Here is a 26,045-nt window from a genome sequence, read left to right as displayed (position 1 = left end):
GCCGAGCCGATCGTCGCGATCACCCGGTCGGCATCGCCGCGCCGCAGGTACAGGTCGATCCAGCGCAGGTCGCCGAAGACCTCGTCGCCGACGCTGAGCGAGCCGAACCCGCTCGCCGGCGACCGGGCCTCGCGCAGGTCGGCGAGCGCGCCGTCGAGGTCGTCGTCGTACTGCCGCAGTTGGGCGCGCAGGGCGGCGTGACGGCCTGGCCCCAGCGGTCGCCGGCCTGCCGGAAGCAGGTCAGGGCCCCTTCCACGTCGGGGCGCATCGCGTCGAGTTCGCCCGCGTTCTCGGCGAACTGGGCCCGGAACATGCGGGCCGGCCCGGACAGCCTCACGTCGTCACCGTCGGCCGACTGCCCGATGTTCACGGGCGTGCTCCTCTCCTCCTGGAGGAACACGAGCGGGAGCGCGGTGAGTGCTCCGTACGAGGCGGGCCGTTCCGGGTGGGCGAGCAGCCGGCCGGCCACCTCGCGTATCTCGGACCGGTCGGTCGTGGCCTCCCCCGCGGTCCTCCCCGGCCGGGTGACGCACCGGTTGAGCAGGTGTGTCGCGTGGGCGCAGGCGCGGTCGGGCGTCGGTCCGCCGCCGGGCCGACAGCATGTTCACCGAACTCGCCACGCCGACCGACCCCGAATACTGGGCCGAGGACGGCGTCCACCCGACCCCGGCCGGCCACGCCGCACTCGCGGCGGCCTGGCTGCGCCTGGTCACCTGACCCCTGAGAGGGAAGCCCTCAGCGCGGCACCGCACAGGGAAATGGCCACTTCTCCGACCGTCCGACAAGACGCATACGGGAAAAGGCGAGTGGCACGCCCCTTCGGCACAGCGACACGCCATTCCGTCGCCATGGACACGGGTGGCGTCGCTGCTGTCCCCGCACCGCGCACGAACGAACTCATTTCCTGACGCGTGCCCTGCGAGGGTGCCGGGCTTTCGGTGTGCGAGCACGACACCCTTGCTCCGCTGGTAGCGCTCCGCCCCTCACGAAACGCTGCGCCGACGCCCGTGAGTTCTCCAACCGGGCACAGCCCAAAAACTGCCGTACGGCCGCCGGCTCTCCGCTCCGGGTTCCCGACTGGCGCATCACCTTTCCGCCCGGCTCGGAATGCGTCAGCACGTGTCGCGGGCCGGTTTGGGTCGTTGTTCCGCGTGCGGGCCGGGAAATGTTGCGTGGCCCTGTGCGTGTCCTCCGTCTGATCCGGCGGAACGGCTACGGCGAGACGGGCGGACGGCGGCAGAGGTGGCGGCGGTGAAAGTGGCGGCGGGCACGTGGCTGCAAGATCAGGCGGTGACCGAACTGCTGGCCCTGAGCGGGCGGGCACTGCCCCTGCTGCGGCAGTGGGCGGCCGCGGACCCGGGCAGCGGGCCGGCCCGGGCGCTGCTGACGTTGGCGACCTCCGACAGTCTGAGCGACGCGGCGCTCAAGGACCAACTGGTGGTCGCGCACCGGGACGCGCAGGCGGCGGGCGAGCGCGAGGCGAGCTTGGTGTACGGGGTGTACCTCCACACCCACGGGCAGTTCCGGCTGACCGCCGACCACCTGATCGCGCACTTCGCCCGATGGCCCGCCGACGAGGTGGCCGGACTGCTGCTCGGCGCGTTCCCCGCCTGCGGGGAGGCCGCCTACCGCGCGCACGGTGACGCCCTGGTCGAGGAACAGTCGGCGCTGGCCGGCCCGGACAGCTGGGCCTGGACGAGCTGGCTGGCCGTGACGAGGGCGGAGCAGGGCCGCGTACGGGAGGCGCACCGGCTGGCCCGGCAGGCGCTGGAGATCCACCCCCGCTCGGGCGTGGCCGTGCACGCTCTCGCGCACGCGGAGCACGAACTGGGCGCGGGCCGCGCCGGCGTCGAGTACCTGGACGGGTGGCTCGCGGCGGACCCGCACGCCGTACAGGCGCGGCACCTGAACTGGCACGCCGCGCTGCACTCGATCGCCTGCGGCGACTTCCCCGACGCACGCCGACGGGCCGACACGGCGCTGGAGCGCGGGGACGTGGGGATGCGGGCCGGGGTGAACTGGCGGCTCATGCTCGCCGGTCAGACACCGGCAGGCCGTAGCGACGTGGAGCAGGTACGGGACCTGCTCGCCGGGCCGGGCGGGACGGCGGAGGTCTTCCACACCTTCAACCTCGCCCTGGCGCTGGCTGTCGAAGCGGCCACCGACGACCTGCACGCCCTGGCCTACCGTACGGCCGCCGACGACCGACCCGACTTCCGCGACGTCCTGACGCCGGTGGTCCAGGCCCTGGCGCAGATCACCGGGGGCCGGCCCGCGGCGGCGGCCGCCCTGCTCAGCGCGCTGGGCGAGCGGACGCGGCGGATCGGCGGGGTACGGATGGAACGCGAGATCATCCAGGACACCCTCGCCCGTGCCCTGGCCGGAGCCGGTGCGTACGAGCACGCTGCCCGGCTGCTGCGCCACCGCACGGCCGGCCGCCGGCACCACGTCTACGAGGACCTGCTGCTCACCGCCTGTTCCCCTGTCCCGGCGCCCGGCCCGCTCTGATCACCCGGTGCGGTGGACCGTCCGCCCGGTCCGCCCGCCCACCCGGGGCAGCCGGTCGCCCGACCGGCCCGCTCCGCCTTCTTCCGGACGGAGATGTTCCATGGCCGTGCCCCAGATGATCGTCGTGTCGCCGCCCGGCAGCGGCACCCCGCTGCTGGCCGACATCACCACCGCACTCGGCTACACCCCCTACGGCACGATGAGCGGCGACCCGCGCATCCCGGCCGGGCAGCCGGGCCCGGACGAGGTCTACCCGCTGCTGCGCGCCGCCTACGGCGCAGACCGCGCCGCGCTCCTGCTGAACCCGGCCGACCGGATCCGGAACACCGCTCTGCAGGACGCCTTCGAGGTCGCGGTCAGCGCCCTGTGGCGGGTGTGGTGGACACGCCTGGGCCAGCCGACGGCGCTCGCCTCCCCGGGCGCCCCGGACACCGAGACCCGCCTGGCGCGCCTGCCGGAAGCCGAACTGCTCGGGCTGCTGCCGGGGCGGGGCTGCTGGTATCTCACCGGGCTGGATCTGGACACGGCCGACGCGGGGTTCCTGCGCGCCTGGCACGCGGACCGCCGGCCGCCCATCGTCTTCCACCACCGCGACCTCCGCGACCGCCTCGTCAGCCAGATCCACGCACTGTCCCAGCCCGTGGACCCGGTCGGCTCGCTGCCAGGACACCTCGTCTACCACGACATCCTCGCCGCGCAGCCCACCCTGGACGCCAAGATCACCCTCGCCCTCACCGACCCCGGCTTCCCCGGTATGCGCGAAGCGCGCCGCAGCCGGTGGCTGCTGCACCACCCCGCCGTCTGTGTGATCAGCCACGAAGAACTCGCCGGTCCCGCGCACGGTGGCACCACGTACGCCCGTGAACAGGCCCTCGCCCGCCTCCTCCACGCCATCGGCCACCCCGGCCCCGTCCAGGCCCTCGCCTCGGCGCTGCCGCCGCCCGCCTCCGACGCCGACGACCTCGCGGCGGGCGCCGGACGGAAACACTTCACCCCGGCGCACGAAAGGCTGCTGTCCCGCCTCCACGGTGCCTGCTGATCCCCGGCCGCCCGGCGGCTCCTTCGGCTCCCTCGTGGCTTTCTCCTGATCGCGGCGGGGCATGGCGGCCCGGCGCCAGGCGGCCACCATGGCCCGCACGGCGTCCAGCCAGGGGGTACCGAGGTCTCCAAACGGCGGGCTGTCGGCGGCTGGGGCTCTCCCCACACCCGGCGCGCGAAGAGCCGGGCCCAGGGGTGCTCCGGTGGCCCCTGGGCCCGTGGTCCGCCCGCTCCCTGACGGACCAGGCCGTCCCGACCGCTACTTCAGGCCGGCCCGGCGGCACCCGTCGAAGGCGATCTTCGCGGGGACGAAGGCCCGCCGCAGCTCGGTGTAGCAGGCCCGGTAACTCTCCTTGGTCCCCTTGGCGCCGAGGAGACAGCCTCGTTCGACCACCTCCGGGTCGGCCTCGGGGTGCTGTTCCAGCACGTAGTAGAAGCAGCTCTGCGGGGTCGCGTGGACGGCCGGGGCCGCGGCGACGACGACGCCGAGGGCGAGGGCGAGACCGCTGAGGGCGGCGCCGAGGCGTGGGGCAAGACGCATGGTGGGCTGTCCTTTCGGGCGATGCACCGAGACGGTGACTCGGTGCGAGTGATCCACAGCGGACAGTGCCCAACGCCGAGAGTGGTGACGCCGTGGAGTGCGGGGCGCGAAAGGCGAACGGCAGGCGCGCGCGGAGCGGATTTCAGGGCTGGTCGTGCTCCGGCGCGCGACGACGTCCAAAGCGATCGCGAGACGCCGTCCCGTCACCCCCGTGCCCTTGGTCATGCCGAAGGCGTACCGGTCGATCGTGGCCGTGCCGCTCGCTGTCGTCCGTTTGCCCTCGCGAGCGAACGCGCCGAGGGCGACGGCGATCGCCAAGTGCAGGGGCCGACGAGCAAGTTCTGACACCGCGCCGCTCCGGGCGGCCGAGCGGGCAGGGAGTGTCCTGTCCGCCCGGGCGCCCGGCCCGTTCAGCGTGTCCGTCGGGTCACAGCACCCGGACGTCGTGGACGGGGAGGCACCGGCTCTCGTCGTCCAGGCAGGCGCCGGTGCGCAGGTCGAAGCGCTGCTTGTACATGGGTGAGGTGACGACCGGGACGCCGTCGACCGCCCCGTAGATGCCGCGGGAGATGACACCGGCCCGGGAGACGGGGTCGGTGTCGGAGACGGCGAAGACCTCGCCGTCCGGTGAGCGGAAGAGCGCGACCGCCACCGCTTCGTCGCCGTCGCCGACACCGACCGGTATTCCGCGTCCCGGCTCCAGGTCTTCCAGCAGGCAGACGGACTGCCACTCGCCCTCGGGCGTACGGACCTGGACGTGTCCGGGGGCGGCCGGGCCGGCCGGGGCGGGGAAGGAGCTGGTGAAGCGGCGCAGTTTCGCCGGGTCGTCCAGGACGGCCCGCCATTCGTCGCGGTAGGCGTCCACGTGCCGCTGCATCTGGGATTCGAGTTCCTCGGCCAGTCCGAGGGAGTCGTGCAGGACGACGTCCCGTACGTGGGCGACGCCGCCGTCGATCCGCTCCAGCCAGGCCGCGGTGCGCTCCAGGCGGTCCGCGGTGCGGATGTAGAACATCAGGAAGCGGTCGACGACCCGGATCAGTTCCTCGTCGCTCAGGTCCTGCGCGAGGAGGTCGGCGTGGCGGGGTTTGACGCCGCCGTTGCCGCCCACGTAGAGGTTCCAGCCGTTGGCCGTGGCGATGACGCCGACGTCCTTGCTCTGTGCCTCGGCGCACTCGCGGACACAGCCGGAGGCCGCCAGCTTCAGCTTGTGCGGGGACCGCAGTCCGCGGTACCGCAGTTCCAGCTCCACGGCCATGCCGACGGAGTCGCGCTGCCCGAAGCGGCACCAGCGGGAACCGGCGCAGGATTTCGCGGTGCGCAGGGATTTGCCGTACGCGTGGCCCGATTCGAGACCGGCGTCGACCAGCCGGCGCCAGATGGCGGGGAGCTGGTCGACGGTGGCGCCGAACAGGTCGATGCGCTGGCCGCCGGTGAGTTTGGTGTAGAGGCCGAATTCGCGGGCGACCTCGCCGAGCACGACGAGGTGGTCCGGGCTGATCTCCCCGGCCGGCAGGCGGGGCACCACGGAGTAGGTGCCGTCCTTCTGGAGGTTGGCGAGGAAGAGGTCGTTGGTGTCCTGCAGCGCGGCCTGCTCGCCGTCGAGGATGTGGTGCAGGCCCAGTTCCGGGCCGAGGGTGGCGAGCAGCGAGGCGACGGTCGGGCGGCAGACCGCGCAGCCGTGCGGCGGCTTGCCGTCCGGGCCGGGTACGCCGTACTCCCGGGCCAGCCGGGAGAAGCTGTCGGTGCCGGTGACCCGGATGATCTCGTACAGTTCCCGGCGGGTCTGCGTGAAGTCCGGGCACAGGCCGCCGGGGCCCGTCTCGACGCCGTCGGCCGCCAGTTGCGCTTCCATGATCGAGGTCACGGCGCCGACGCAGCCGCCGCACTGGGTGCCGGCGCCGGTGCACTTCTTCACCGCGGCCAGGTCGTGCGCGCCGCCCCGCACGGCGTCGCGCAGCGTCTTCTTGGTGACACCGTTGCACGAGCAGATCACCGCGTCGTCGGGGAGCACCGCGGTGGTGTCCACCGGGCCCGACGCGTCGGCGGGCAGCAGGAAGGAGGCCGGCGGGCCGGGCAGCCGGGCGCCCACGAGGGGCCGCAGCGTGCCGTACGCGTCCGCGTCCCCGACCAGGATGCCGCCCATCAGCTTGCCGTCCGGGCCGAGCACCAGCTTCTTGTAGACACCGGAACCGGAGTCGGCCCAGAGCACCGATCCGCCGGCGTCCGGGGCGAAGGGGTCGCCGAAGGAGGCGACGTCCGCGCCCAGCAGTTTGAGTTTGGTGGAGGTGTCGGCGCCGGTGAAGCTGCCTTCCTTGCCGGTCAGGGTGTCCGCCAGGGCTTCGGCCATCCGGTAGCCGGGCGCGACCAGCCCGTAGACGTTGCCGTCGGCGGCACGGGCGCACTCGCCGAGCGCGTAGACCTCCGGCGCGGAGGTGCGGCATTGGGTGTCGATCACGATGCCGCCGCGGTCCGCGACATCGAGGCCGGCCGTCCTGGCGAGTTCGTCGCGGGGCCGTACGCCCACGGAGAAGACGATGATGTCGGCCTGGACGCCGGTGCCGTCCGACAGGGACAGTCCGCGCACCCGTCCGTCCGCGCCGGTCCACACCTCGGTGATCGCCGCGTCCGTGTGCACCTGCACGCCCATCGCCTCGACGGTGTGTGCCAGGACGTCGGCTCCGCCCGTGTCCACCTGACCGGGCATCAGCCGGGGCGCGGCCTCGACCACGCTGGTCTCCAGGCCGAGCGAGCGCAGGGCGCCGACCGCCTCCAGGCCGAGCAGCCCGCCGCCGACGACGGCCGCGGTGCGGGCGCCGCGCGCCGCCTCCTGGATGTCGCGGACGTCCTCCAAGGTGCGGTAGACGAAGCATCCGGGCGCGTCCCGGCCGGGCACCGGTGGGACGAAGGCGTACGAGCCGGTGGCCAGTACCAGCGCGTCGTAGTGCCATGTCGCGCCCCTGCGCGTGGTCACCGTGCGGGTGGCGGTGTCGACGGCGGTGGCGGGGTCGCCGAGGCGCAGGGTGATGTCGTGACGGGCGAAGAAGTCGGGGTCGGCGAGGTTCAGTTCCTCCGGGGTGGTGCCGGTGAACAGCGAGGAGAGGTGGACGCGGTCGTAGGCGCGGCGCTCTTCCTCGGCGAGGACCACGACGCGCCATCGCCCGCTGCCGTCCGCGCTGCCCGGCCCGCCCCGGCCGTCCGGTCCGGCGAGCGCGTCCCGTGCGGCCAGTTCTTCCAGCAGCCGTTGGCCGACCATTCCGTGACCGACGAGAACAAGGGTGGGCCGGTCGGTGGATGACACCATGAGAGGACTCCTGCCAGCTGCTTGGCGACGGGACGCGTTTTTCCGTTTTCCACGACTGCCGCCCGAGCCCGCCGCCTCCCGGGCCGCAGCGCTTTCAGGCTATGCCCGCTCCGCACCCGGGCCCCGCGCCGAAGGGCCTTTTAACCAGGGCCGGTCGCCCCTGTGCAGCCGGGACCAGCAGTGCCTTTCCGCGGCGCGCGTACGCCTTTAGCGTGACGGCATGGATTCCCGTTCCCCTGTGCTGATCGCCGCCGCTCACGGCAGTCGCGAGGCCCGGGCGCAAACGGAAACACACCGGTTGCTGGCGCACGTGCGCGCCCTGCGTCCGGCGCTGCGGGTGGAAACCGCTTTTTTCGACATTCACCGTCCCACGGTCGACGAGGCGGTGGCCGCCCTGCACGGCGTACCCGCGGTCGTGGTGCCTTTGTTGCTGGGGTCGGGATTTCATTTCTCCGTGGATCTGCCCGCGCTGCTCGGGCCTGCTCGCGCCGCGCGACCGCTGGCTCCGCATCCGCTGCTCGTCGAGGCGCTCGCGCACCGTCTCCAGGAGGCCGAGTCGCACGCCGGTTTCCCTGCGGACGCCGTCGTCCTGGCTGCCGCGGGCTCGCGCCGGCCGGGTGGCGACGACAGTTGCCACGCCGCTGCCCGGGACCTGGCAGCGGCGCTGTGCGCCCGGCGGGGTGCCCCCGTTCCGGTACGGCCGGCCGTCCTGTGCGACGGTTCCGCGGACGGCCGGTCCCTGGCCCGTACGGCAGCCGACCTGCGTGCCGAAGGCCGCACCCGCGTCGCTGCCCTGCCCTACCTGATGGCCTCCGGACGCTTCTCCGACCGCCTCGCCGAGGAGGCCGGCCGGGCGGGGTGCGTGATCATCGCCCGTCCTCTCGGCGCCCAGGAGGCCATGGCCCGCCTCGTCCTCGCCCGTTTCGACGCCTGCGCCGGGCCGGCGGCGGCGGAGACCGGCCTCGGTGACCGGGTGGCCCGATGGGACGTACCAGGCGTGTCGGACACCGCTGGGCGTCGTTGACCGGACGGCGGCCGGTCCGGCCGGTCAGCCGTTTCCGGAAACCGTTCCAGAAAGAGGATGAATGATGCGTGTCTTGCGTCCGGTCGCCGTGGCTCTCGCGGGGCTCACTTTCGCCGCGACCCTTTCCACGGGCGAAGCGTCCGCCGCGACGGGGTCGTTCGTCTGGCTGGGGCCGAAGGGCAAGTCGTATCTGGTGGAGAATCCGCCGAACGGCCGGTGCCTGACGATGCAGCAGCAGGCGCACGGTGCCCGCAATGCCACGAAGACACCGGCCGTCCTTTTCTCGGGCAAGAAGTGCAAGGGGCGGGCCGTACCGCTCGCTCCCGGTCAGCAGGCACCGCGTGACGCGGCCTTTGCCAGCGTGCGGTTCGGCTGACGGGAGAGCGGGTTCCTCACACTGCCGACAGGCCGTATTCCGCGAAAGCCCCGCGGGCCGCCGCCACTTCGGGAGCGGTGGGGGTCGGGGTGTCCCGCAGCGTGAAGTCCAGGCCGAGGCGTTCCCATTTGGCGGCGCCGAGTTTGTGGAAGGGCAGTACGTCCACCCGGGTCACGTTGCCGAGCGAGGCGGCGAAGGAGGCCACGCCCGCGATGTTCGCGGGGGCGTCGGTCAGCCCGGGGACGAGCACGAAGCGTACCCACACCTCCTTGTCGAGGCGGGCCAGCCGCCGGGCGAAATCCAGGGTCGGGCGCAGGTGCCGGCCGGTGAGCCTCTGGTAGAGGGCGGGGTCCCAGGACTTGATGTCCAGCAGCACGAGGTCGGTGTCGCGCAACAGCGCGTCGGTGGCCCGGACACCGAGGTAGCCGGAGGTGTCCAGGGCCGTGTGCAGGCCGAGTTCGTGCTTGAAGCGGTGGAGGAGCTCGCCGGCGAAGACGGGCTGGAGGAGCGGTTCGCCGCCGCTGAGGGTGGCGCCGCCGCCCGCGGCCCGGATGAACGCCCGGTACTTCGCCGCCTCGGCCACCATGGCGTCGGCCAGGACGCGCTTGCCGTCGCGCATCTTCCAGGTGTCGGGGTTGTGGCAGTACAGGCAGGACAGCGGGCAGCCCGCCAGGAACGTCACGAAGCGGGTGCCGGGACCGTCGACGCCGGTGGACAGGTCCCAGGAGTGCACCGACCCGGCGACCGGCCGGTGCCCGACCGCACCGGCCGGCGTCGTGGCTTCCAGGGCCGCCCGCGCTCCGGCGAGGGGCACCGCGGTCTCGGGGGACATCACAGGGCTCCGTGGAAGGTGCGGTTGAGGACGTCGAGCTGCTGCTCGCGCGTCAGCCGGACGAAGTTGACCGCGTAGCCGGACACCCGGATCGTCAGCTGCGGGTACTTCTCGGGGTGCGCCATGGCGTCTTCCAGGGTCGCCCGGTCCAGCACGTTGACGTTCATGTGGAAGCCGCCGCCGGCCGTGTAGCCGTCCAGCACGCCCGTCAGGTTCGCGATCCGCTCCTGCTCGGTGCGGCCGAGCGCGTCCGGGGTGATGGTGTTGGTCAGCGAGATGCCGTCCTCGGCGTCGTCGTACGGCAGCTTGGCGACCGACAGGGCGGAGGCGAGGTAGCCGTGCTCGTCGCGGCCGTTCATCGGGTTGGCGCCGGGCGCGAAGGGCTCGCCCGCCGGACGCCCGTCCGGGGTGGCGCCGGTCTTCTTGCCGTAGACGACGTTGGAGGTGATGGTCAGCACGGACTGGGTGTGCACGGCGTCCCGGTAGGTGGGGTGCTTGCGCACCTTCTGCATGAACGTGTGGACGATGTCCTTGGCGATCTGGTCGGCCCGGTCGTCGTTGTTGCCGTACGCCGGGTACGTGCCCTCGGTCTCGTAACCCGTGACCAGCCCGGTTGCGTCCCGGACGGCGCGCACCCGGGCGTGCTTGACGGCCGACAGCGAGTCCGCGGCGACCGAAAGGCCGGCGATGCCGCAGGCCATGGTGCGCAGCACGGCGCGGTCGTGCAGGGCCATTTCGATGCGTTCGTAGGCGTACTTGTCGTGCATGTAGTGGATGACGTTCAGGGCGTGGACGTACGTCTTGGCCAGCCACTCCAGCATCGCGTCGTAGCGTTCGGCGACGGTGGCGTAGTCCAGGTACTCGCCCTCGACCGGCTCGAAGCCCGCCACCACGGTCTTGCCGGTCACCTCGTCCCGGCCGCCGTTGATGGCGTACAGCAGGGCCTTGGCGACGTTGACGCGGGCGCCGAAGAACTGCATCTGCTTGCCGACCGCCATGGCCGACACGCAGCAGGCGATGGCCGTGTCGTCCCCGTACTTGGGCCGCATCAGCTCGTCGGACTCGAACTGGAGCGCGGAGGTGTCGATGGCGGCCTTCGAGGCGAAGTCCTTGAAGCCGCGCGGCAGGCGCGGCGACCAGAAGACGGTCAGGTTGGGTTCGGGGGCCGGACCCAGGTTGTAGAGCGTCTGGAGGGCGCGGAAGGTCGTACGGGATACGAGCGGGCGGCCGTCCTCGCCGATTCCGGCCAGCGACCAGGTGACCCAGGTGGGGTCGCCGGAGTACAGCTCGTTGTACTCCGGGGTGCGCAGGAACCGTACGATGCGCAGCTTGATGACGAAGTCGTCGATCAGTTCCTGCGCCCGCTCCTCGTCGAGGGTGCCGCGCTCGATGTCGCGGCGGAGGTAGATGTCGAGGAAGGTGTCGATGCGGCCGATCGACATGGCCGCGCCGTTCTGCTCCTTGACGGCGGCCAGGTAGCCGAAGTAGAGCCACTGCACGGCCTCGCGGCCGGTGGCGGCGGGCCGGGCGATGTCGTACCCGTACGCGGCGGCCATGGCCTTCAGTTCGCCGAGCGCCTTGATCTGCTCGGATATCTCCTCGCGCTCGCGGATCACGTCCTCGGTGGGCCACTGCGCGTCCGCCTCGGCCTTGGCGGCCTGCTTGTCCTCGACGAGCCGGTCGACGCCGTAGAGCGCGACGCGGCGGTAGTCGCCGATGATGCGGCCCCGGCCGTAGGCGTCGGGCAGGCCGGTGATGATGCCGGCGGAGCGGCAGGCGCGGATCTCGGGGGTGTACGCGTCGAAGACGCCGTCGTTGTGGGTCTTGCGCAGCCGGGTGTAGATCTCCTTGACCGCCGGGTCGGCCTCGTACCCGTACGCCGCCAGGGCGCCCTCGACCATCCGCCAGCCGCCGCCCGGCATGATGGCGCGCTTGAGCGGGGCGTCGGTCTGGAGGCCGACGATCAGGTCGCGTTCCTCGTCGACGTAACCGGGCGCGAACGCGTCGATGCGGGACGGGGTGTGGATGTCCACGTCGTGGATGCCCCGGTTCCGCTCGTCCGGGAACATGCCGAGCAGCTTCTGCCACACCGCGGTGGTGCGCTCGGTCGGGCCCGCGAGGAAGGAGCCGTCGCCCTCGTACGGGACGTGGTTGTGCTGGACGAAGGCGCGGACATCGACGGCGTCCCGCCACCGTTCGCCCTCGAAACCCTCCCACGCCGTGTCGCCGGTCGTCTTCTCCACAGGTGTTGCGGTCATGGTGCGCACCTTCCGAATAGCTGTGCCTGCGCCCGCCCCCATTGCACTGCCGCGTGCCGTTCACCGAGGTCGGCGTTGGTCCCGACCCGGAGGCCGAAGGGCCCTCGGCGGGCGAGGGACCGTGTGCCGGGAGGACGTTGGTCCCCGGGCGCGGGACCTTGGGGCCGTCCCCGCGGCGGCCGCCGTGCCCCGAGAGTGGGGGTCGGACGTACTTCCGTTCCTTCCTCAGGAGGCCCGTATGCCCGGCATCGTCACCGTCGGCCTCGACGGAACCGACCACAGCCTCGCCGCCGCCGACTGGGCCGCCGCCGAGGCCGCACGGCGCGGAGCGCGGCTGCGGCTGGTGCACGCGTGGATCTGGCGTCCCCTGGACGTGCCGGTCGCGGCGGACGAGGAGGTGCAGCGCCACTGGGCCGCGGGGGGGCTGCGGGAGGCCGCGGCCCGGGTGGCCGAAAACTTCCCCGACCTGCCCGTCACCAGGGAGATCCTGGCGGCCGAGACGGTACCGGCCTTGCTCGCCGAGGCTGCCGCGGCGGACCTGCTGGTGCTGGGCTCGCGCGGCCACGGCACGCTGGTCGGCTATCTGCTCGGCTCGGTGGGCCTGCACGTACTGCGGCAGGCCACCACCCCCGTCGTCCTCGTCCGCAGCCCCCGCCGCGACGAAGCGGAGCAGCCGCGGGACGAGGTGGTGGTGGGGGTGCAGGACGGGCGGGAGAGCGGACCGGTGCTGGAGTTCGCCTTCGCGGCCGCCGCGGCCCAGGGCACGACCCTGCGGGCGGTACGGGCCTGGAACATCCCGCCCGTCCTGGTGTGGGGCGGCGAAGCCATGCGCGCGGCCGACGACGCCGGCGGCCTGGAGCCGCTGGAGCGCAAGCGGCTGGCCGACGCCGTACGGCCGTGGCGCGAGCGCTTCCCCCAGGTGGAGGTCGTCGAGCACGTCGAGATGGGCGGCGCGGGGCAGGTCCTGCTGGCCGGCTGCGCACGGGCCCGGCTCCTGGTGGTGGGGCGGCGCAGTCCGGGCCGCCACGACCTGCGGAAGATCGGCGCGGTCGCGCACGCGGCGCTGCACCACGCGCCGTGCCCGGTGGCGGTGGTGCCTCATCCGTGAGAGCCGGTGCCCGGCCATGGGCCCTCATGGGTGGGGCTCTCCCGCCGTCACGGGCGAAATGGCCCGCACCGGGGCCCGTTCGGCCCTGTCGCCGGGAGCCCGCTCCGGGAAGGCTGGCGGTCAGGCAACGAGTGCCCGGACGAGCGCCGCCGGAGCAGAGAGTGTGCAGCATGAACGACGAAGACGCACAGCATGTCGAGGTACGCCGCGAGCTGGCGGCCCGGGGGATGCAGCAACTGCCCCGGGAGGAATCGCTGCGGCTGCTGGGCAGTGTCCCGCTCGGCCGGCTCGTGTTCACCCAGAACGCCCTGCCGGCCATCCGCCCGGTCAATCACCTCCTCGACGGGGAGGACATCGTCGTCCGGCTCAACGACGGGGCGACCCTCACCTCGATCGCGCCGCCCGCGGGCGAGGCGGGTCTGGTGGTCGCCTACGAGGCCGATGCCATCGATCCGCACACCCGCCTGGGCTGGAGCGTCATCGTCACCGGATACGCCCGGCTGGTGGCCGATCCGGCGCAGGTGGCCCGCTACGAGGATCTGCTGCGGCCGTGGGTGGCGCAGACCATGAACGGCGTGCTGCGCATCCAGCCGGACCTGGTCACCGGATTCCGGCTGGTGGCGCAGCCCGCGGTCGCGGTGTGCGCCGCGGGCGGCGAGGGGCGTTGAGGCAGCGGCTCCCTGCGGCGGGACCGGCGCCGTACGGGGCGCGTACCCGGCTCCTGCTGCCGCTCAGCGGTCGTCGGCCGGCGCTCCGTCGGCGGTGCCCGTGAGCCGGTCGCCGAGCGCGCTCCTCCGGTACAGCACATGCCGTCCGTCCCGGGTCCGGGTGACCAGTCCGGTGGCGTGCAGGACGCGCAGGTGCTGGGAGACGGCGCTCGGGGTGACCTTCAGGCGGCGGGCCAGCTCGACGGTCGGCAGCGGCTCTTCGAGGAGGCTGAGCAGCCGTGCCCGGGCCGCGCCGAGCAGGGACGTCAGGGCGGCCGTGCTGACGACCGGCGCCTCCGGGCCCCACAGGGTGGCCACTCCCCGGCTGGGATAGACGAGACTCGGCGCCTCGTCCGGGCCGACCGGCGGCGCGGGCTTGTGCGCGAACACGGACGGGAGGAGCAGCAGCCCCCGGCCGGACGCCTCGACCCGGTGCCTGCTGATCATCTGGTGGATGTACAGCTCGCCGTCCCGCCAGCGCAGGTTCGGGTGCATGTCGGCGAAGAGCAGCCGGGCGCCTCCCAGGGCGAGCCGCCGGGCGCGGTAGGTCATGTCGGCTTCCAGCACCAGCCGGATCTGCGGCCACAGCGGCTCGACGGCCACCTGCCAGTACTGCCGCAGGAGGTCGCAGAGGGCGTCGCGGAGACCGGCGACCGACGCGTCGTCGGCGAGGGACACGTCGCCGAGCGCCTCGGGGAGCGGGTCGGGGGCGTGCGCGAGCAGCAGGTCGTGGCGGACGCGGGCAGCGGGCGTCCGGCGGACGAGGGCGAGTTCTTCCTCGAACGCTGGGGCGAAGCTCGTGGGGTTCGGCGTCAGGAAGTCGGGGAGCGTACGCCGCTGCGCGACCAAGGACATCAGCAGACCGGTGTCGAGCGCGCCCAGCTCGCCGAGTACGGACCTGCGCCAGGGCAGGTGCAGCGCGGACAGGCCCGGGTCCTGCAGCACGCGCAGGCTGAACAGGGTCTCGTGCAGGGGGGACAGGGCGAACCGGGTGTCCGCGAGGTCCTCGACGCCGAGCACAAAGCTGATCATTAAGCCGTACGCTACATCGATTGGCGACGTACCGTCGATGCCGTGGACTTCCTGCCATGACCAACACAACTCATGAGCGGTGGGCGGCGTTTGCCGCCGGGGCGGAGTGCGACATCGGCGCGGCGGCGGCCGGTCTCCCCCGGGGGACCGAGGAATGAACCGTCGTACCGTGCTGCTCCTGGCGGTCACCTGTGCCGTGGCGGTCGGCAACATCTACTTCCCGCAGGCCATCGGTCCGTTGGTCGCCTCCGGGCTGCACGTGTCGCCCGACGCGGCCGCCGTGGTGGTGACCGCCACACAGATCGGTTACACGGCCGGGACAGTCCTGCTCGTGCCGCTCGGTGACCGGCTGCCGCACCGCCCGTTCCTCGTCACCCTGCTCGCCCTGACCGGTCTGGCACTGCTCGCCGCGGGCTGCGCGCCGGCGCTGCCGCCCCTCGTCGCCGCCGGCGCCGTGGTCGGTCTGACCACGGTGGGCGCGCAGATCGTCGGCCCTCTGGCGGCCGGTCTCGTGGGCGCCGACCGCCAGGGAGCGGTGCTCGGCACCCTGCTGAGCGGATCGACCGGCGGCATGCTGCTGGCCCGGACCTTCAGCGGCACGCTCGGCGAATGGCTGGGCTGGCGGGCTCCCTACCTCGTCGCCGCGGTCGTGGCGCTGCTCCTGGCCTGCGTTCTGGCGTTCACGGTGCCGACCACGGCCCCGTCCTCCCGCCAGCGGTACGCGGCCCTCCTGTCCGAACCGCTGCGCCTGCTGCGCACCGAGCCGGGCCTGCGCCGCTCGTGCTTCTACCAGGCAACCGTCTTCGCCGGGTTCTCCGCGGTCTGGACCTGTCTGGCGCTCCTGCTCACCGGTCCGGCCTACGGGCTGGACGCCCGAGCGGTGGGCATGATCGCCCTGGTCGGCGCGGCGACCATGCTCTGCACCCCGCTCGCCGGCCGCCTGGTGGACCGCCACGGTCCCGATCCGGTGAACCTCGTCTGCCTGCTCGGCGTTCTCGTCTCGGCCGCCGTCCTCACCGCCGGCTCCCGGGGCGGCGCCCTGGGGCTGGCCGCCCTGGTCGTGGGCACGCTGCTCCTCGACGTCACGATGCAGTCCGGCATGGTCGCCAACCAAGTACGCGTCTACGCCCTGCGCTCCGACGCCCGCAGCAGGCTCAACACCGCCTACATGACCTGCGCCTACCTGGGCGGCAGTGCGGGTTCCTGGCTCGGTGTACGCGTCTGGAGCCAGGCCGGCTGGCGCGGCGTGTGCGCACTCGTCGCACTGCTCGCCGTACTCGCCCTCGTCCGCCACCTGTTGGCACCGCGCACGGCGAAGGACGGCGAACGGCGCCACCGCGCCCGGAGCGAGCCTCAGCGGGCGCCCTCCGTGGCCTCGGACTGCCACGAGTGAAGCGCTTGTTCGAGGCCCTGGGGCCGCCGGCGCGGGCGGCTTCCGGCGCGGTGAAGGTCAGGTGGACATCACCGTCCATATCGATGTGCCGGGCCTCGCGTTCCAGCTTCCACGTACCGGCTCCACCACCCGCATGCGCCGCGGTGCTGCCGGGCCCGTCAGAATCCGGGATCCGGCCAGTCGGTTGCGGTAAAGGTGCCGTCGGCCTTGAGTTCCACCGTGCCGAACGGTTCGGCACGGCAACTGCCGACCAGATCCGGGCGAGTGAGCCCAGCAGGCCGCTTGCCTCTCTCACCGACTCCTCCGTGACGGCCTTTCAGCTTGGCTCTGCCGGGAACGGGAACCCTGGAGTTTCCCGCCGGATGCATGATCAGCAGGCAGGGGCGGGGCAGTGCTTCAACCCGACCCCGCTGGTAACCGCGCGACGGCCGCCCTGGTGCCACAGAGTCACTCACTGAGCGTCCGGAGACGGGCCACTGGCGGCAAGGAACCGCCGCATGGTCGGTCAGCGTGCCACCCCCACCGCTGTCCGTCTCGTCGTTTCTGAAAAACTGATCCCGCTCATCTGACTGATCGGGGGAATCGCGATGCGCTGGAAGGCTGTGGTCGTGGCCTGTTCACTGGTCGTGGCTACGTCGGCGACTTCGGCCGGGTGCGCCCGGTACTTCGCCTGCGGCCCCGAGGGGGCCTGGCCGAAGGGATTGACCGAGGACGACCTGGTCGGCCAGTACGTCGGCTCGCCCTCCGGCAAGCTGGAACTGAAGGCCGACGGGACGATGCGAGCCACCGACTGGCCGAAGTACGACGTCTTCGGCGACAACCCTGAGCTTGCCCCTCAGGAGGTACGGGGCACCTGGCGCATCCGACCCGGCTCGCACAAGACACCGCACGGCGATTTCGCTGAGGATGATCTGGATCTGACGGGGGCGGATGGAGGTTTCGCCGTCTCAGGCAGTCGCGAGAACCCCCGCCTGTACAGGGGGGTCGGCGACCCCGACGGCTGCCACTTCCACGAGTTCAAACGCGTCGAGTAGCAGTGCCCCTCGTCCGCGTGCAGGTGATTGCCGGATCCGGATGTCGGCCGTATGAGGCGCGGTGATGACGCTGCCGACGCGGTCGCTCCCGGCTCTGCGTGTTTCGCGATCACCCGTCGGACGGCCCATCTCGTAAGAGCGCGAGGTGGGTTCAGGGCTGCGCCTTGCAGGCCGCGCGAGCCGCGCCGACCACGGCGACTGCATCCTTGAACGAGATGTCGAGCTTCTTCTTGGTCTCTCGGGTGACATCGATGGCGCTGCCGATGGCGCCGCCCACACCACCGTTCCCGTCGGTGGCGCAGATCGCGTTGCCTTGCCTGACGAGTTCCTCGTCGCTGACCCCGGAGGGCTTGTTCTTGGTGTTCTCAAGGAGATCAAAAAAGATCTTTTTCCTGGCTCCGCTCAGTTCATTGGCACTGGAGGTGCCGGTAGTTGCGTGGTCCGATGAGACGGACTCGCCATCGGTCGGGCCGCAGGCAGTCATGACGGCCATTCCCATGATCGCGACACCGCAGGCTACAAGTTTTTTCGTCATGTGCTCTTGAACCCCCTGCGCCAGTGAATCGCCGCCGAGACACACCCCGTACCGGCAGGCAGGGCGCCCGCTAAAGGCTGGCGCTTTGCAGCCCATTCGAGAAAGAAATATCCTTCCCCCACAGCGTTCGTGACAATGAATCCGGCACCCAGGACAATCATTACTGTTCCTGCTCCCATGTCACCTCACTGCCCGCACTGCACCGAAGTTGCAGAAATACTGTACAAGCGAAAAGCAGGGGGAGGTACGGCCTTGACGCGGCAGTGGAAATTTCATTCCCAGGTACATGGTCGGGTACATCTTTCGATGCATTCCTTCGGGGATGATGTGTGGACGCGGACGACATGGCGCGTCTCCGCGTCCACGCTCCCAGGTCACCGCTTCGAGCGGCTGTCAGCTTCAGCAGGTGCTGCTGCCGGTGCCGGCCGGAGCCTCGACGCCCTCGGCGACGATCTCCTCGCCCTGCGACTCGGCCGCGCTTCAGGCCGGTTCGGCCAGCGCGGTGCGCGGTTCCCGGGGGTGCTCGGAGGGGCGGACGCGAAGGAGTTCAGGAGTGCGTTGGGCGTCCGATGCGACCGACGCGGCGGGGACCAGTGCCGCCCCCTCCCACCGCCATGATGCGGTCTCGCCGGTGAAGGCGTTAAGAATGAAGCCCCCCCCCGCATGGCCTGCCCCGCACCGGCCGGCGGCGCCGGCGGCGGTTCGGTGTCCGGTCCGGTCATCATGACGATGGTTCCCCGACTCCATTCCGCGATCTCCCTCGCCGCGTTTCGGCTGCACCTCAGCGACCCACAGGGGAAGGAACGACCGGACCGGCACGAGGTCCCCCGGCCGAAGTCCTGGCGAACCCTCGATAGTTGCTCTCGCCCCCACCAAGCTCCCCGACGGAGTCAGGTTCAGGGCCTGTTCGAACAAACCGCGCTCGGGCAAGGCCCGACACGCATACCCGGTTTCCTCCATATATGCGTCTTCCGCCTGTTTCGTGGGTAACTTGCGGTTGCCACACCACGGAAACAGCCGGGAGGAAGCACCGTGTCCAGTCCAGGGTTCGACTCACCGCAGTACCGCATCTTCGCCATGCTGGACGTCGACGGCGACGGCGCCATCACCCATGCGGAATACCTCGCACGGGTCGACCGGGTGGCCTCCGCCATGGGCCGCGACCTCCACCACCCGGTCGTGGCGGCCTCGCGAGCCGCCCATGAGGCGGTCTTCCAGGACATGGACGGCGACCGCGACGGGCGGGTGACCTTCGAGGAATACCGCGCCTGGGTGGGCCACGATGCCTTTGAACGCTCCTGCCGGCCCGCGCTGGGCTCGCTGTTCGACATCGCCGACACCGACGCCGACGGGCGCCTGAGCCGCGACGACTTCGTCCGCCTGCGCACCGCGGCGGGAAACGTCGGAACCGACGCGGCCGCCGCGTTCGACGTTCTCGACACCGACGACGACGGACTGCTCGAACGAGACACCTATCTGGCGAGCATCAAGAAGTTCGTCACCACCGGCGACTCCCCCATGGCCGCGGCATACGGTGGCGGGCAGCCGGTGCCGAGCACCCACTCCTGACACCGCTGACGCGGCTCCGTCACGTGCCCGCCGACAGCGGAGCGCGCCACACCACCTGGCTCCCCCCGCCGTCGGGCGTACGGATCTCCATCGTCCCGTCCACCCGGTCCGCCCGTTCGGCCAGGTTGGTCAGTCCGCTGCGCCGGCCGCCCTCCGGGATGCCCTTGCCGTTGTCGGTCACGGTCAGCACGACCTCGTCGCCGGTGGCCTGCAACGCCACCTCGACCCGCGTCGCGTGCGCGTGCCGGGCCGCATTGCTCAGCAGTTCGGTGAGGGCCGCCACGACGTGGTCGGCGACCTGGGCCGGCACGTCGGTGTCCAGCAGGCCCTCCATGCTCAGCCGGGGCGGGAAGCCCAGCGCCGTGCCGGCCTCCCCCACCGCGCGCGCCACCCGGGCCCGCAGGCTCGGCCCCGCGTCCTCCTCCCTGACCCGCAGACCGAAGATCGTCGAACGGATGATCTTGATGGTCTCGTCCAGGTCGCCCACCGCCCGGGTGACCCGCTCCGCCGCCCCGGCGTGCTCGACCAGCCGGGCGGCGCTCTGCAGCGTCATACCGGTGGCGAACAGTCGCTGAATGGCCAGGTCGTGCAGGTCTCGGGCGATCCGGTCGCGGTCCTCCAGCAGCGCGAGCTGTTCGGCGTCGCGTCGGCGCTCGGCCAGTTCCAGGGCGAGGGCCGCCTGCCCGGCGAACGCGTGCAGCGGGTCCAACTCCCCTTCGGTGAACACCGCCTCGCCCTCGGCGCGCGCCAGCAGCAGCACGCCGCGGGCGCTGCCGCCCTCGCTGTCCAACGGCACGGCCACCGCCGGGCCCAGGCCGTCGAACCGCCGGGGCCCGGCGGCGTACCGCTCGTCACCCGCCAGGGCGGACGTGGTGACCGGCCTCCCCGCGGTGAGGGCGGCGCCGGACAGCGTGCCGTCGACCGGGACCACCAGACCGCGACGCTTCTCGCCGTGCCCGCCGAGCGCCAGTTCGACGACCAGGTCACCGGTGTCGTGCATCGGGACGCAGACGTCGGCGAGCTGCGCCCGGGTGATCTCCTGGGCCCGGCGGGCGATCAGCTCCAGCACCTCCAGGCGCGGTATGCCGGAGAACAGGCTGTTGGTGATCTCCGCGCCCGCCTTCAGCCAGCGCTGCTGGCGCTGCGCGCCCTCGTAGAGCCGGGCGTTGTCGATGGCCACGCCGGCGGCGACCGACAGCGTGGAGATCACCGACTCGTCCTCCGCGTCGAAGTCGTGCCCGCCGCGCTTGTCGGTCAGGTACAGATTGCCGAAGACCTCGTCCCGTACCCGGATCGGCACCCCGAGGAACGTGCGCATCGGCGGGTGGTGGGCGGGAAAGCCGTACGACGACGGGTGGGTACCGAGGTCGGTGAGGCGCAACGGCTCGGGGTGGCGGATCAGTTCGCCCAGCAGGCCGTGCCCGGCCGGCAGCGGCCCGATCGCGGCGATCTCCTCGGGGGTCAGACCGACGGTGAGGAACTGCGACAGCCGCTTGCCGTCCGGGCCGATCACGCCCAGCGCCGCGTACTGGGCGTCGACCAGCAGCGCCGCGGCTTCGACGATGCGCCGGAGCACTTGCGGCAGGTCCAGTTCCCGCCCCACCGAGACCACGGCCTCCAGCAGGCTGTGCACCCGGTCCCGGGTGCCGCGCGCGGCGTCGATGCGTGCCTGCAGCTCTTCCAGCAACTCGTCCAGTCGCATCTGCGGCATCCGCGACAACGGCTCCTGCGTGCCCACCGGCCCTCCTTCTTCGGTCGCCCGCCTTACCCGGCCAGCGTATCCCTGTGCGAACACGCCATCGGACCCCGGTGGCCGCCCGCTCCCGCCCGGGCCGCGCGCGTGACGTTCCGGGAGCGGCGGACGGCGTACCGGGGGCGAGTGGCCCTCGGACGGAGGCGGATGGCCCCTGCTCCGGGGCCGCGGCCTCGGCCAGACTCGATCAGCGGGGAAAAAGCGGCCGGCCCGGAGGCCGGTTCCGTGAGGCACCGAAGGAGGGGAGGTACCGCCGTGCAGAACCGCACCGTGGCCGAGGTGATGACGTGGGAGGTCGTACAGGCCCGCCCGGACACCCCGGCCAAGGAGCTGGCCCGGCTGCTCGACGTCCACCGGATCAGCGGCCTGCCGGTGGTGGACGGCGACGACAAGGTCATGGGGGTGGTGTCCCGTACGGACCTGCCCGCGCCCCCGGGTGACCGGCCCGGGAGCCCGGCCGGGCGGCTGCCCCGCCCGGCTCCGTGCCGCCCGGCCGGCACCGGTGCGCCCGGGGGCGCGACCGCGGGCGAAGTGATGACGACACCGGCGGTCACCGTGCACCCGGAACACCGCGTCGCGGACGCCGCGCGCCTCATGCAACGCCGGCAGGTCGACCGGCTGCCCGTCGTGGACGAGGAGGACCGGCTCATCGGGATCACCACCCGCCGGGACCTGCTGCGGGTCTTCCTGCGGCCGGACGAGCAGATCCTCGGGGAGGTGGTCGGCGAGGTGCTGGGACGCGAGCTGGGCGTGCCGCCGGACGCGGTGCGGGTGTCGGTACGGGACGGCCTGGTGACCCTGCGGGGAACGCTCGCGCACGAGGACGACATCCCGGCCGCGATCGGCCTGACCTGGCGGGTGGACGGGGTGGTGGGCGTGGTCAGCCGCCTCGTCCCGCGCGCGGGTGACGACGGCGGCCCGTACGGAGAGCCTTTACGGCGCACACGGGAGTGACCGGTCCCCCGGCCGCGCGCGGCGTCACGCCGTCCGGCCGGGAAGCCGACCCCATCGGCCCCATCGGCCCTGTCGGTCCCGTCGACCCCATTGATCCGCCAGCCCCATCCGTCCCATCCGCCCCGCCGACCCCACCGGCCCCGCCGGTCGTACTCCGGGAGCCGCTACGCCCTCACACCCGCGGACCGCCCGCGCGCGGCGTCGCGGAGGCAGCCCCGGGTCGGGACTCCGGGGCGGCGGCGAGTGCCTGGGTGGCGATGACCGCGGCCTGGACCCGGCGTTCCACGCCGAGCTTGGCCAGCAGGCGGGAGATGTTGTTCTTGACCGTCTTCTCCGCGAGGAAGAGCCGCTTGCCGATCTCCCGGTTGGTCAGCCCCTCGCCCACCAGCGCCAGGATCTCCCGTTCCCGCTCGCTCAGCCCCGGCAGGCCCGGCTTCGGTTCCTCCTGCCGGGTCTCACCGCGCAGCCGGGCCATGACGCGCGCGGTGGCGCCGGCGTCCAGCAGCGACTGGCCCGAAGCCACCGTCCGTACGGCGCTGACCAGGTCGGTGCCGGTGATCTGCTTGAGCACGTACCCGGCGGCCCCCGCCATGATCGCGTCCAGCAGCGCCTCCTCGTCGTCGAAGGAGGTCAGCATCAGGCACACCAGGTCCGGCATGCGCGAGCGCAGTTCGCGGCAGACGCTCACCCCGTCGCCGTCGGGCAGCCGGACGTCCAGGACCGCCACCTGCGGACGCAGGGCGGGGATACGCACCAACGCCTGTTCGGCGGTGTTCGCCTCCCCCACCACGGTCAGATCCGGCTCGGCGTCCAGGAGGTCGTGCACGCCGCGGCGCACCACCTCGTGGTCGTCGAGCAGGAAGACGCTGACCGGTGCCTTCGTCCGGGCGTCGGCAGGGTTCTCCGTCATCACACAGCTCCGATGTTCCTGATGCGGCCCGCCCCCGCGGGCGGTGCCATGTGCAGCCTGCCGCACACCAGGGCCGAAGAGCCAGGGCCGGACGGCCCTTCTTGCCGGGCGCACGGCCCCGGTGTACGCCGCCGGCGGGTGCCGAAGGTCCCACGGTTCACCGGCCGCGTGCCCAGCCCCGCCGGGGAGGGCGCGCGCCCGGCTGCGCCTCCCGGCCGCGGTGGACGAGGGACGGGCGGGCGAGGCAGCCCAGGGACACGGTGAGCATGTGGACGAGCCGGGTGAACGGCCAGACGGCGAACAGGGCCGGCGCGCTGAGCGCGTGCGGCTGATACAGCAGCGGCACGCCGCTCATCAGGGCGGGGGCGGGCCGGAAGGGGGGACGGACCGGAACCAGGAGGAGATAGTGGTGCGGTAGTCGTACCCCGCGCCGGCGATGTCGGCGTCGGCCGTCGCGGTCGGCCCATGCACCAGGGCGAGGTGAGCGGGACGTACCTCAGCTTGTCGTTGCGCGTGGCGGCGCCGAAGACCAGGCCGACGGTACGCCGCCGGTAGCCGAGGGCGGCCAGGCCGCCGAGCGTGCACACGCCCGCGACGGTGCTCAGGGCGACGGCGGTGACGTGGCAGGTGTGCTCGGTGAGACCGGCGGCCTCGGTCCAGCCGTGCGGGATCAGCAGGCCGATGACATGACGAATCTGCGAAGGTGCGCACGCACGGAGTCGGGCTGCTCCAGCCAGGGCTCATGTCCAGCGCCTTCGATCCGCGTCAGTGGAAGATCGAGCCGGAGCGCGAGTGATTCCAGGGCCGACAGAGGGCGGGGATCGTCGACTCCGCCGAGGAGTTCCGTTCGCGCGGGCAGGCGGACGTGCAGGTCGGCTAGGTGCTCATCGAGTGGGTCCGCGCGTCCTTCCTTGCCGAGTTCGCCGTTCATGGCCCAGTTGACGGGGCGCCGCTGCCGAGCGCCCTGCGCGGCCCAGCGCCACCCGCGTGCGGGATCGGCATGGTCGGTGAACCAGGCCAGTGTGAGCAGCTCGACTTCCTGCTCCTCCGTGCGGTGCGGCAAGTCCTCCAATGCGCGCAGTCGCTCCTGCTGCGCTGCGGACATGCGACGGTCGCGCTCGACTCGGTCCGCGGTGCGCCAGTCACCGACGAACGGCCCGCACATCAGCAGCATGGCGGCAACCCGGTCCCGGTGCGCCAGACAGAACCGGCTCGCCAGGTCGGTGCCGTAGGAATGCCCGATCAGCACGGCCTTGGGCACGTCCCACGCATCGAGCAGTTCGGCGAGGTCCTCGACATGCCGGGCGAGGGAATGGCGTCCCCGCCACGGGGACTGGCCGGTGCCACGCTGGTCGTACCGGTACACGGGTGCGAGGTCCGCGATCATCGGTGCGACATCGCCCAGATAGTCCGGCAGGCCCGGACCACCATGGAGCATGACCACGGGCGGCTGCCGAGTCGTGTCCCCCAGCGCCATCCAACGCAACCGCGCCCCGTCGGCCATCGATGCGAGGCCCTGCGTCGCTGTCGAAATCATCGCGGAGAACCTACCGGTGCCACTGAGGCTCCTTCAAAGGGTGAAGGCCAAGCGTGCACGGGCAGCCTAAACGCCGGGCGCCGCACCACGAGTACGGCGCCGGAATTCCTCACCTCCGGCGGCGGGCGCCGAGTTCCGCCGTGATGGCTTCGGCCGCCCGCTGCGCGCTCTCGACGCAACGGGTGATGCCGACACCGTCGTACGCGGCCCCGCAGACGGCCAGCGTGCCGAGCTGCCCCACGTGCTCCCGCACGCGGGCCATCCGGGCGCCATGGCCGACGGTGTACTGCGGCAGGCCGGTGGCCCAGCGGGTGACAGCGGTGGCGCGCGGGGTGGCCGCCAGGCCGGTCGCGGCGCGCAGTTCGGCGCGTGAACGGGCCACCAGTTCCTCGTCGTCGAGGCGGAGGGCGGTGTCCTCCCCGTACCGGCCGATCGACGTGCGCACCACGGCTGTGCCGGGCGCGCACCGGCCCGGCCACGCCCATTTGCTGCTCAGGAACGTGGACGCCTTGATGAGGCGGCCGTCCACCGGCGGGACCAGGAAGCCGCTGCCCGGCAGGGCGCCCGGCAGGTCCGCCTGGTCGTAGACCAGGGTGACCAGCGCCATGTCCGCGTACTCGACGGTGCGCAGCGCGGCGGCCGCGGCCGGCACCTCGTCGGCCAGCAGCCGCGCGGCAACGGGCGCGGGCACGGCGAGCACCACGGCGTCCGCTTCGAGCCGCTGTTCGCCGCCCGCGCTCCGTACCGTCAGCCGCCACCCGTCTTCCGTACGGCGCAGCGCGCGGGCCGCGGTGGCGGTACGGATGTCCACGCCCGCCGACCGGCAGGCCCGGGCGACGGCCAGGGGCAGGCGTCCCAGACCGCCCCGTACGCTCCGGAACGGCGGTACGGCGGCGCCGGGCTCCGGCGCGGGTGCCGCTGTCCGCATCCGGTGGATGCCTTCGAGCAGGGACCGCTCCTCGCGGGCGACGGGGAGGAGCTGCGGCAGGGCGGCGCGCAGGGAGATGCGGTCGGCCTGCCCGGCGTAGACGCCGCCGAGCAGGGGTTCGACGAGCCGGTCGACCACTTCCCGTCCCAGCCGGGCGGCCACGTAGCGGCCGACCGCGATGTCGTCGCCCACTTCGGTACGCGGGAGCCATCGGTCCTCGCGGGCGCGCGCGAGGCCGTCGGCGGACAGCACCCCGCTGTCGGCCAGGGCGTCGAGGTCCGCGGGAATGCCCATGAGGTGGCCCCGGGGCAGGGGGCGCAGCGCGCCGCGGGTCCACAGGGAGGCTTCCGTCGTGACCGGCGGCTCCAGCTCGTCCCCCAGGCCCGTCTCCCGGGCCAGCTCGACGACGGCCGGCTGCCGGACGAACACCGCCTCGGCCCCCAGGTCCACGGGGACACCGCCCACCTCGCCGCCGCGGAGCTTGCCGCCGAGCCGGCCGGCGGACTCCAAGAGCGTCACCCGTCCCGCGAACCCGGAGCCGCCCGCCGCGCCGCTGAGGCGAGCGGCGGCGGCCAGTCCGGCGATGCCGCCGCCGACCACCACGACGTGCGGCCGGGATTCCTCCGGGCCGGGCGGTACGGAGGCAGGTCGTGGGCGCGGGACGCTGGTCGCGTTCATCTGGATGCGCTGCCTTTCCGAGGTCGTTT

General features: G+C 72.6%; 22 protein-coding genes and 1 pseudogene. 10 read left to right on the top strand and 13 right to left on the bottom strand.

What is annotated here, in order from left to right:
• Positions 1 to 19: 19 nt before the first annotated feature.
• Positions 20 to 469: a hypothetical protein gene (locus tag AB0A97_RS18740; protein ID WP_361150834.1), complete on the bottom strand. Its 450-nt coding sequence runs from the start codon at positions 467 to 469 to the stop codon at positions 20 to 22.
• 821 nt (positions 470 to 1,290) lie between these two features.
• Here AB0A97_RS18740 and AB0A97_RS18735 point away from each other — a divergent pair.
• Both AB0A97_RS18735 and AB0A97_RS18730 read left to right on the top strand, forming a co-directional pair.
• Entirely contained in the window at positions 1,291 to 2,508 is a 1,218-nt protein-coding gene (locus AB0A97_RS18735; protein ID WP_361150831.1) for a hypothetical protein, read from the top strand.
• 100 nt (positions 2,509 to 2,608) lie between these two features.
• The gene (locus AB0A97_RS18730) at positions 2,609 to 3,547 is read left to right on the top strand and encodes a hypothetical protein (protein WP_361150828.1); all 939 of its coding nucleotides are present in this window, start codon (positions 2,609 to 2,611) and stop codon (positions 3,545 to 3,547) included.
• Positions 3,548 to 3,805: 258 nt separating this feature from the next.
• On the opposite strand, the gene AB0A97_RS18725 is transcribed toward AB0A97_RS18730, so the two are convergent.
• Both AB0A97_RS18725 and nirB read right to left on the bottom strand, forming a co-directional pair.
• Positions 3,806 to 4,087 (bottom strand): hypothetical protein, encoded by a 282-nt coding sequence (locus AB0A97_RS18725; RefSeq protein WP_361150826.1) that lies wholly within the window; start codon positions 4,085 to 4,087, stop codon positions 3,806 to 3,808.
• Positions 4,088 to 4,514: 427 nt separating this feature from the next.
• The gene (gene nirB / locus AB0A97_RS18720) at positions 4,515 to 7,388 is read right to left on the bottom strand and encodes a nitrite reductase large subunit NirB (RefSeq protein WP_361150824.1); all 2,874 of its coding nucleotides are present in this window, start codon (positions 7,386 to 7,388) and stop codon (positions 4,515 to 4,517) included.
• Between the two features lie 220 nt (positions 7,389 to 7,608).
• Between nirB and AB0A97_RS18715 the strand changes: the two genes are divergently transcribed.
• Both AB0A97_RS18715 and AB0A97_RS18710 read left to right on the top strand, forming a co-directional pair.
• Positions 7,609 to 8,412, top strand: a complete 804-nt coding sequence (locus AB0A97_RS18715) for a CbiX/SirB N-terminal domain-containing protein (RefSeq protein ID WP_361150821.1) — start codon at positions 7,609 to 7,611, stop codon at positions 8,410 to 8,412.
• A gap of 64 nt (positions 8,413 to 8,476) precedes the next feature.
• Positions 8,477 to 8,788, top strand: a complete 312-nt coding sequence (locus AB0A97_RS18710) for a hypothetical protein (RefSeq protein ID WP_361151104.1) — start codon at positions 8,477 to 8,479, stop codon at positions 8,786 to 8,788.
• A 16-nt stretch (positions 8,789 to 8,804) separates the two neighbouring features.
• Here the strand turns inward: AB0A97_RS18710 and pflA are convergent, their stop codons facing one another.
• Both pflA and pflB read right to left on the bottom strand, forming a co-directional pair.
• A complete protein-coding gene (gene pflA / locus AB0A97_RS18705) occupies positions 8,805 to 9,620 on the bottom strand; it encodes a pyruvate formate-lyase-activating protein (protein WP_361150819.1) in 816 nt (271 codons plus the stop codon).
• Complete coding sequence (gene pflB / locus AB0A97_RS18700) at positions 9,620 to 11,878, bottom strand: formate C-acetyltransferase (protein WP_361150816.1); 2,259 nt, start codon at positions 11,876 to 11,878, stop codon at positions 9,620 to 9,622. Before pflB ends, pflA begins: the two co-directional genes overlap by 1 nt.
• A 238-nt stretch (positions 11,879 to 12,116) precedes the next feature.
• On the opposite strand from pflB, the gene AB0A97_RS18695 reads away from it, so the two are divergent.
• Both AB0A97_RS18695 and AB0A97_RS18690 read left to right on the top strand, forming a co-directional pair.
• On the top strand, positions 12,117 to 12,986 hold the full coding sequence (locus tag AB0A97_RS18695) for a universal stress protein (protein WP_361150813.1): 870 nt from the start codon (positions 12,117 to 12,119) through the stop codon (positions 12,984 to 12,986).
• Between the two features lie 227 nt (positions 12,987 to 13,213).
• On the top strand, positions 13,214 to 13,654 hold the full coding sequence (locus AB0A97_RS18690) for a pyridoxamine 5'-phosphate oxidase family protein (RefSeq protein WP_361151101.1): 441 nt from the start codon (positions 13,214 to 13,216) through the stop codon (positions 13,652 to 13,654).
• A 63-nt stretch (positions 13,655 to 13,717) separates the two neighbouring features.
• On the opposite strand, the gene AB0A97_RS18685 is transcribed toward AB0A97_RS18690, so the two are convergent.
• Positions 13,718 to 14,725, bottom strand: a complete 1,008-nt coding sequence (locus AB0A97_RS18685) for a helix-turn-helix domain-containing protein (protein WP_361150811.1) — start codon at positions 14,723 to 14,725, stop codon at positions 13,718 to 13,720.
• Between the two features lie 154 nt (positions 14,726 to 14,879).
• On the opposite strand from AB0A97_RS18685, the gene AB0A97_RS18680 reads away from it, so the two are divergent.
• Positions 14,880 to 16,118 carry an MFS transporter gene (locus tag AB0A97_RS18680; protein ID WP_361150809.1) on the top strand — a complete coding sequence of 413 codons (1,239 nt, stop codon included), beginning with the start codon at positions 14,880 to 14,882 and terminating at the stop codon, positions 16,116 to 16,118.
• Between the two features lie 587 nt (positions 16,119 to 16,705).
• Positions 16,706 to 17,152 (top strand): hypothetical protein, encoded by a 447-nt coding sequence (locus AB0A97_RS18675; protein ID WP_361150806.1) that lies wholly within the window; start codon positions 16,706 to 16,708, stop codon positions 17,150 to 17,152.
• A 151-nt stretch (positions 17,153 to 17,303) separates the two neighbouring features.
• Here AB0A97_RS18675 and AB0A97_RS18670 read toward each other — a convergent pair whose 3' ends face one another.
• Positions 17,304 to 17,687, bottom strand: a complete 384-nt coding sequence (locus tag AB0A97_RS18670; RefSeq protein WP_361150803.1) for a hypothetical protein — start codon at positions 17,685 to 17,687, stop codon at positions 17,304 to 17,306.
• Positions 17,688 to 18,719: 1,032 nt separating this feature from the next.
• On the opposite strand from AB0A97_RS18670, the gene AB0A97_RS18665 reads away from it, so the two are divergent.
• A complete protein-coding gene (locus AB0A97_RS18665) occupies positions 18,720 to 19,256 on the top strand; it encodes an EF-hand domain-containing protein (protein ID WP_361150800.1) in 537 nt (178 codons plus the stop codon).
• Between the two features lie 19 nt (positions 19,257 to 19,275).
• Here the strand turns inward: AB0A97_RS18665 and AB0A97_RS18660 are convergent, their stop codons facing one another.
• Complete coding sequence (locus AB0A97_RS18660) at positions 19,276 to 20,958, bottom strand: GAF domain-containing sensor histidine kinase (RefSeq protein WP_361151098.1); 1,683 nt, start codon at positions 20,956 to 20,958, stop codon at positions 19,276 to 19,278.
• A 306-nt stretch (positions 20,959 to 21,264) separates the two neighbouring features.
• Between AB0A97_RS18660 and AB0A97_RS18655 the strand changes: the two genes are divergently transcribed.
• The gene (locus tag AB0A97_RS18655; RefSeq protein ID WP_361150797.1) at positions 21,265 to 21,963 is read left to right on the top strand and encodes a CBS domain-containing protein; all 699 of its coding nucleotides are present in this window, start codon (positions 21,265 to 21,267) and stop codon (positions 21,961 to 21,963) included.
• A 172-nt stretch (positions 21,964 to 22,135) separates the two neighbouring features.
• Here AB0A97_RS18655 and AB0A97_RS18650 read toward each other — a convergent pair whose 3' ends face one another.
• The 5 genes and pseudogenes from AB0A97_RS18650 to hemG all read right to left on the bottom strand — a co-directional run bounded on the left by AB0A97_RS18650 (position 22,136) and on the right by hemG (position 26,016).
• Positions 22,136 to 22,873 (bottom strand): response regulator transcription factor, encoded by a 738-nt coding sequence (locus AB0A97_RS18650; protein WP_361150795.1) that lies wholly within the window; start codon positions 22,871 to 22,873, stop codon positions 22,136 to 22,138.
• A gap of 157 nt (positions 22,874 to 23,030) precedes the next feature.
• Entirely contained in the window at positions 23,031 to 23,219 is a 189-nt protein-coding gene (locus AB0A97_RS18645; RefSeq protein ID WP_361150792.1) for a respiratory nitrate reductase subunit gamma, read from the bottom strand.
• A 175-nt stretch (positions 23,220 to 23,394) separates the two neighbouring features.
• Positions 23,395 to 23,544, bottom strand: a pseudogene (locus tag AB0A97_RS18640) (respiratory nitrate reductase subunit gamma); the annotation flags it as partial.
• Entirely contained in the window at positions 23,544 to 24,410 is an 867-nt protein-coding gene (locus tag AB0A97_RS18635) for an alpha/beta hydrolase (RefSeq protein ID WP_361150789.1), read from the bottom strand. The pseudogene AB0A97_RS18640 and the gene AB0A97_RS18635, both read right to left, overlap by 1 nt.
• Before the next feature lie 109 nt (positions 24,411 to 24,519).
• A complete protein-coding gene (hemG, locus tag AB0A97_RS18630) occupies positions 24,520 to 26,016 on the bottom strand; it encodes a protoporphyrinogen oxidase (protein ID WP_361150786.1) in 1,497 nt (498 codons plus the stop codon).
• Positions 26,017 to 26,045: the final 29 nt, after the last annotated feature.

The sequence above is a fragment of the Streptomyces sp. NPDC045470 genome (assembly GCF_040646595.1).
Classification (GTDB): Bacteria; Actinomycetota; Actinomycetes; order Streptomycetales; family Streptomycetaceae; genus Streptomyces.
The sequence above is the reverse complement of the archived record's forward strand: the minus strand, read 5'-3'. Positions and strand labels throughout refer to the sequence as shown.

Bases quoted from the DNA above. Each gene is read 5' to 3' on its own strand.
- AB0A97_RS18675 (WP_361150806.1), top strand. From the start codon at position 16,706: ATGCGCTGGAAGGCTGTGGTCGTGGCCTGTTCACTGGTCGTGGCTACG.
- hemG (WP_361150786.1), bottom strand. From the start codon at position 26,016: ATGAACGCGACCAGCGTCCCGCGCCCACGACCTGCCTCCGTACCGCCC.
- AB0A97_RS18680 (WP_361150809.1), top strand. From the start codon at position 14,880: ATGAACCGTCGTACCGTGCTGCTCCTGGCGGTCACCTGTGCCGTGGCG.
- nirB (WP_361150824.1), bottom strand. From the start codon at position 7,388: ATGGTGTCATCCACCGACCGGCCCACCCTTGTTCTCGTCGGTCACGGA.
- AB0A97_RS18715 (WP_361150821.1), top strand. From the start codon at position 7,609: ATGGATTCCCGTTCCCCTGTGCTGATCGCCGCCGCTCACGGCAGTCGC.
- AB0A97_RS18710 (WP_361151104.1), top strand. From the start codon at position 8,477: ATGCGTGTCTTGCGTCCGGTCGCCGTGGCTCTCGCGGGGCTCACTTTC.
- pflA (WP_361150819.1), bottom strand. From the start codon at position 9,620: ATGTCCCCCGAGACCGCGGTGCCCCTCGCCGGAGCGCGGGCGGCCCTG.
- AB0A97_RS18725 (WP_361150826.1), bottom strand. From the start codon at position 4,087: ATGCGTCTTGCCCCACGCCTCGGCGCCGCCCTCAGCGGTCTCGCCCTC.
- AB0A97_RS18660 (WP_361151098.1), bottom strand. From the start codon at position 20,958: ATGCGACTGGACGAGTTGCTGGAAGAGCTGCAGGCACGCATCGACGCC.
- AB0A97_RS18650 (WP_361150795.1), bottom strand. From the start codon at position 22,873: ATGACGGAGAACCCTGCCGACGCCCGGACGAAGGCACCGGTCAGCGTC.
- AB0A97_RS18690 (WP_361151101.1), top strand. From the start codon at position 13,214: ATGCAGCAACTGCCCCGGGAGGAATCGCTGCGGCTGCTGGGCAGTGTC.
- AB0A97_RS18685 (WP_361150811.1), bottom strand. From the start codon at position 14,725: ATGATCAGCTTTGTGCTCGGCGTCGAGGACCTCGCGGACACCCGGTTC.
- AB0A97_RS18635 (WP_361150789.1), bottom strand. From the start codon at position 24,410: ATGATTTCGACAGCGACGCAGGGCCTCGCATCGATGGCCGACGGGGCG.
- pflB (WP_361150816.1), bottom strand. From the start codon at position 11,878: ATGACCGCAACACCTGTGGAGAAGACGACCGGCGACACGGCGTGGGAG.
- AB0A97_RS18670 (WP_361150803.1), bottom strand. From the start codon at position 17,687: ATGACGAAAAAACTTGTAGCCTGCGGTGTCGCGATCATGGGAATGGCC.
- AB0A97_RS18695 (WP_361150813.1), top strand. From the start codon at position 12,117: ATGCCCGGCATCGTCACCGTCGGCCTCGACGGAACCGACCACAGCCTC.
- AB0A97_RS18730 (WP_361150828.1), top strand. From the start codon at position 2,609: ATGGCCGTGCCCCAGATGATCGTCGTGTCGCCGCCCGGCAGCGGCACC.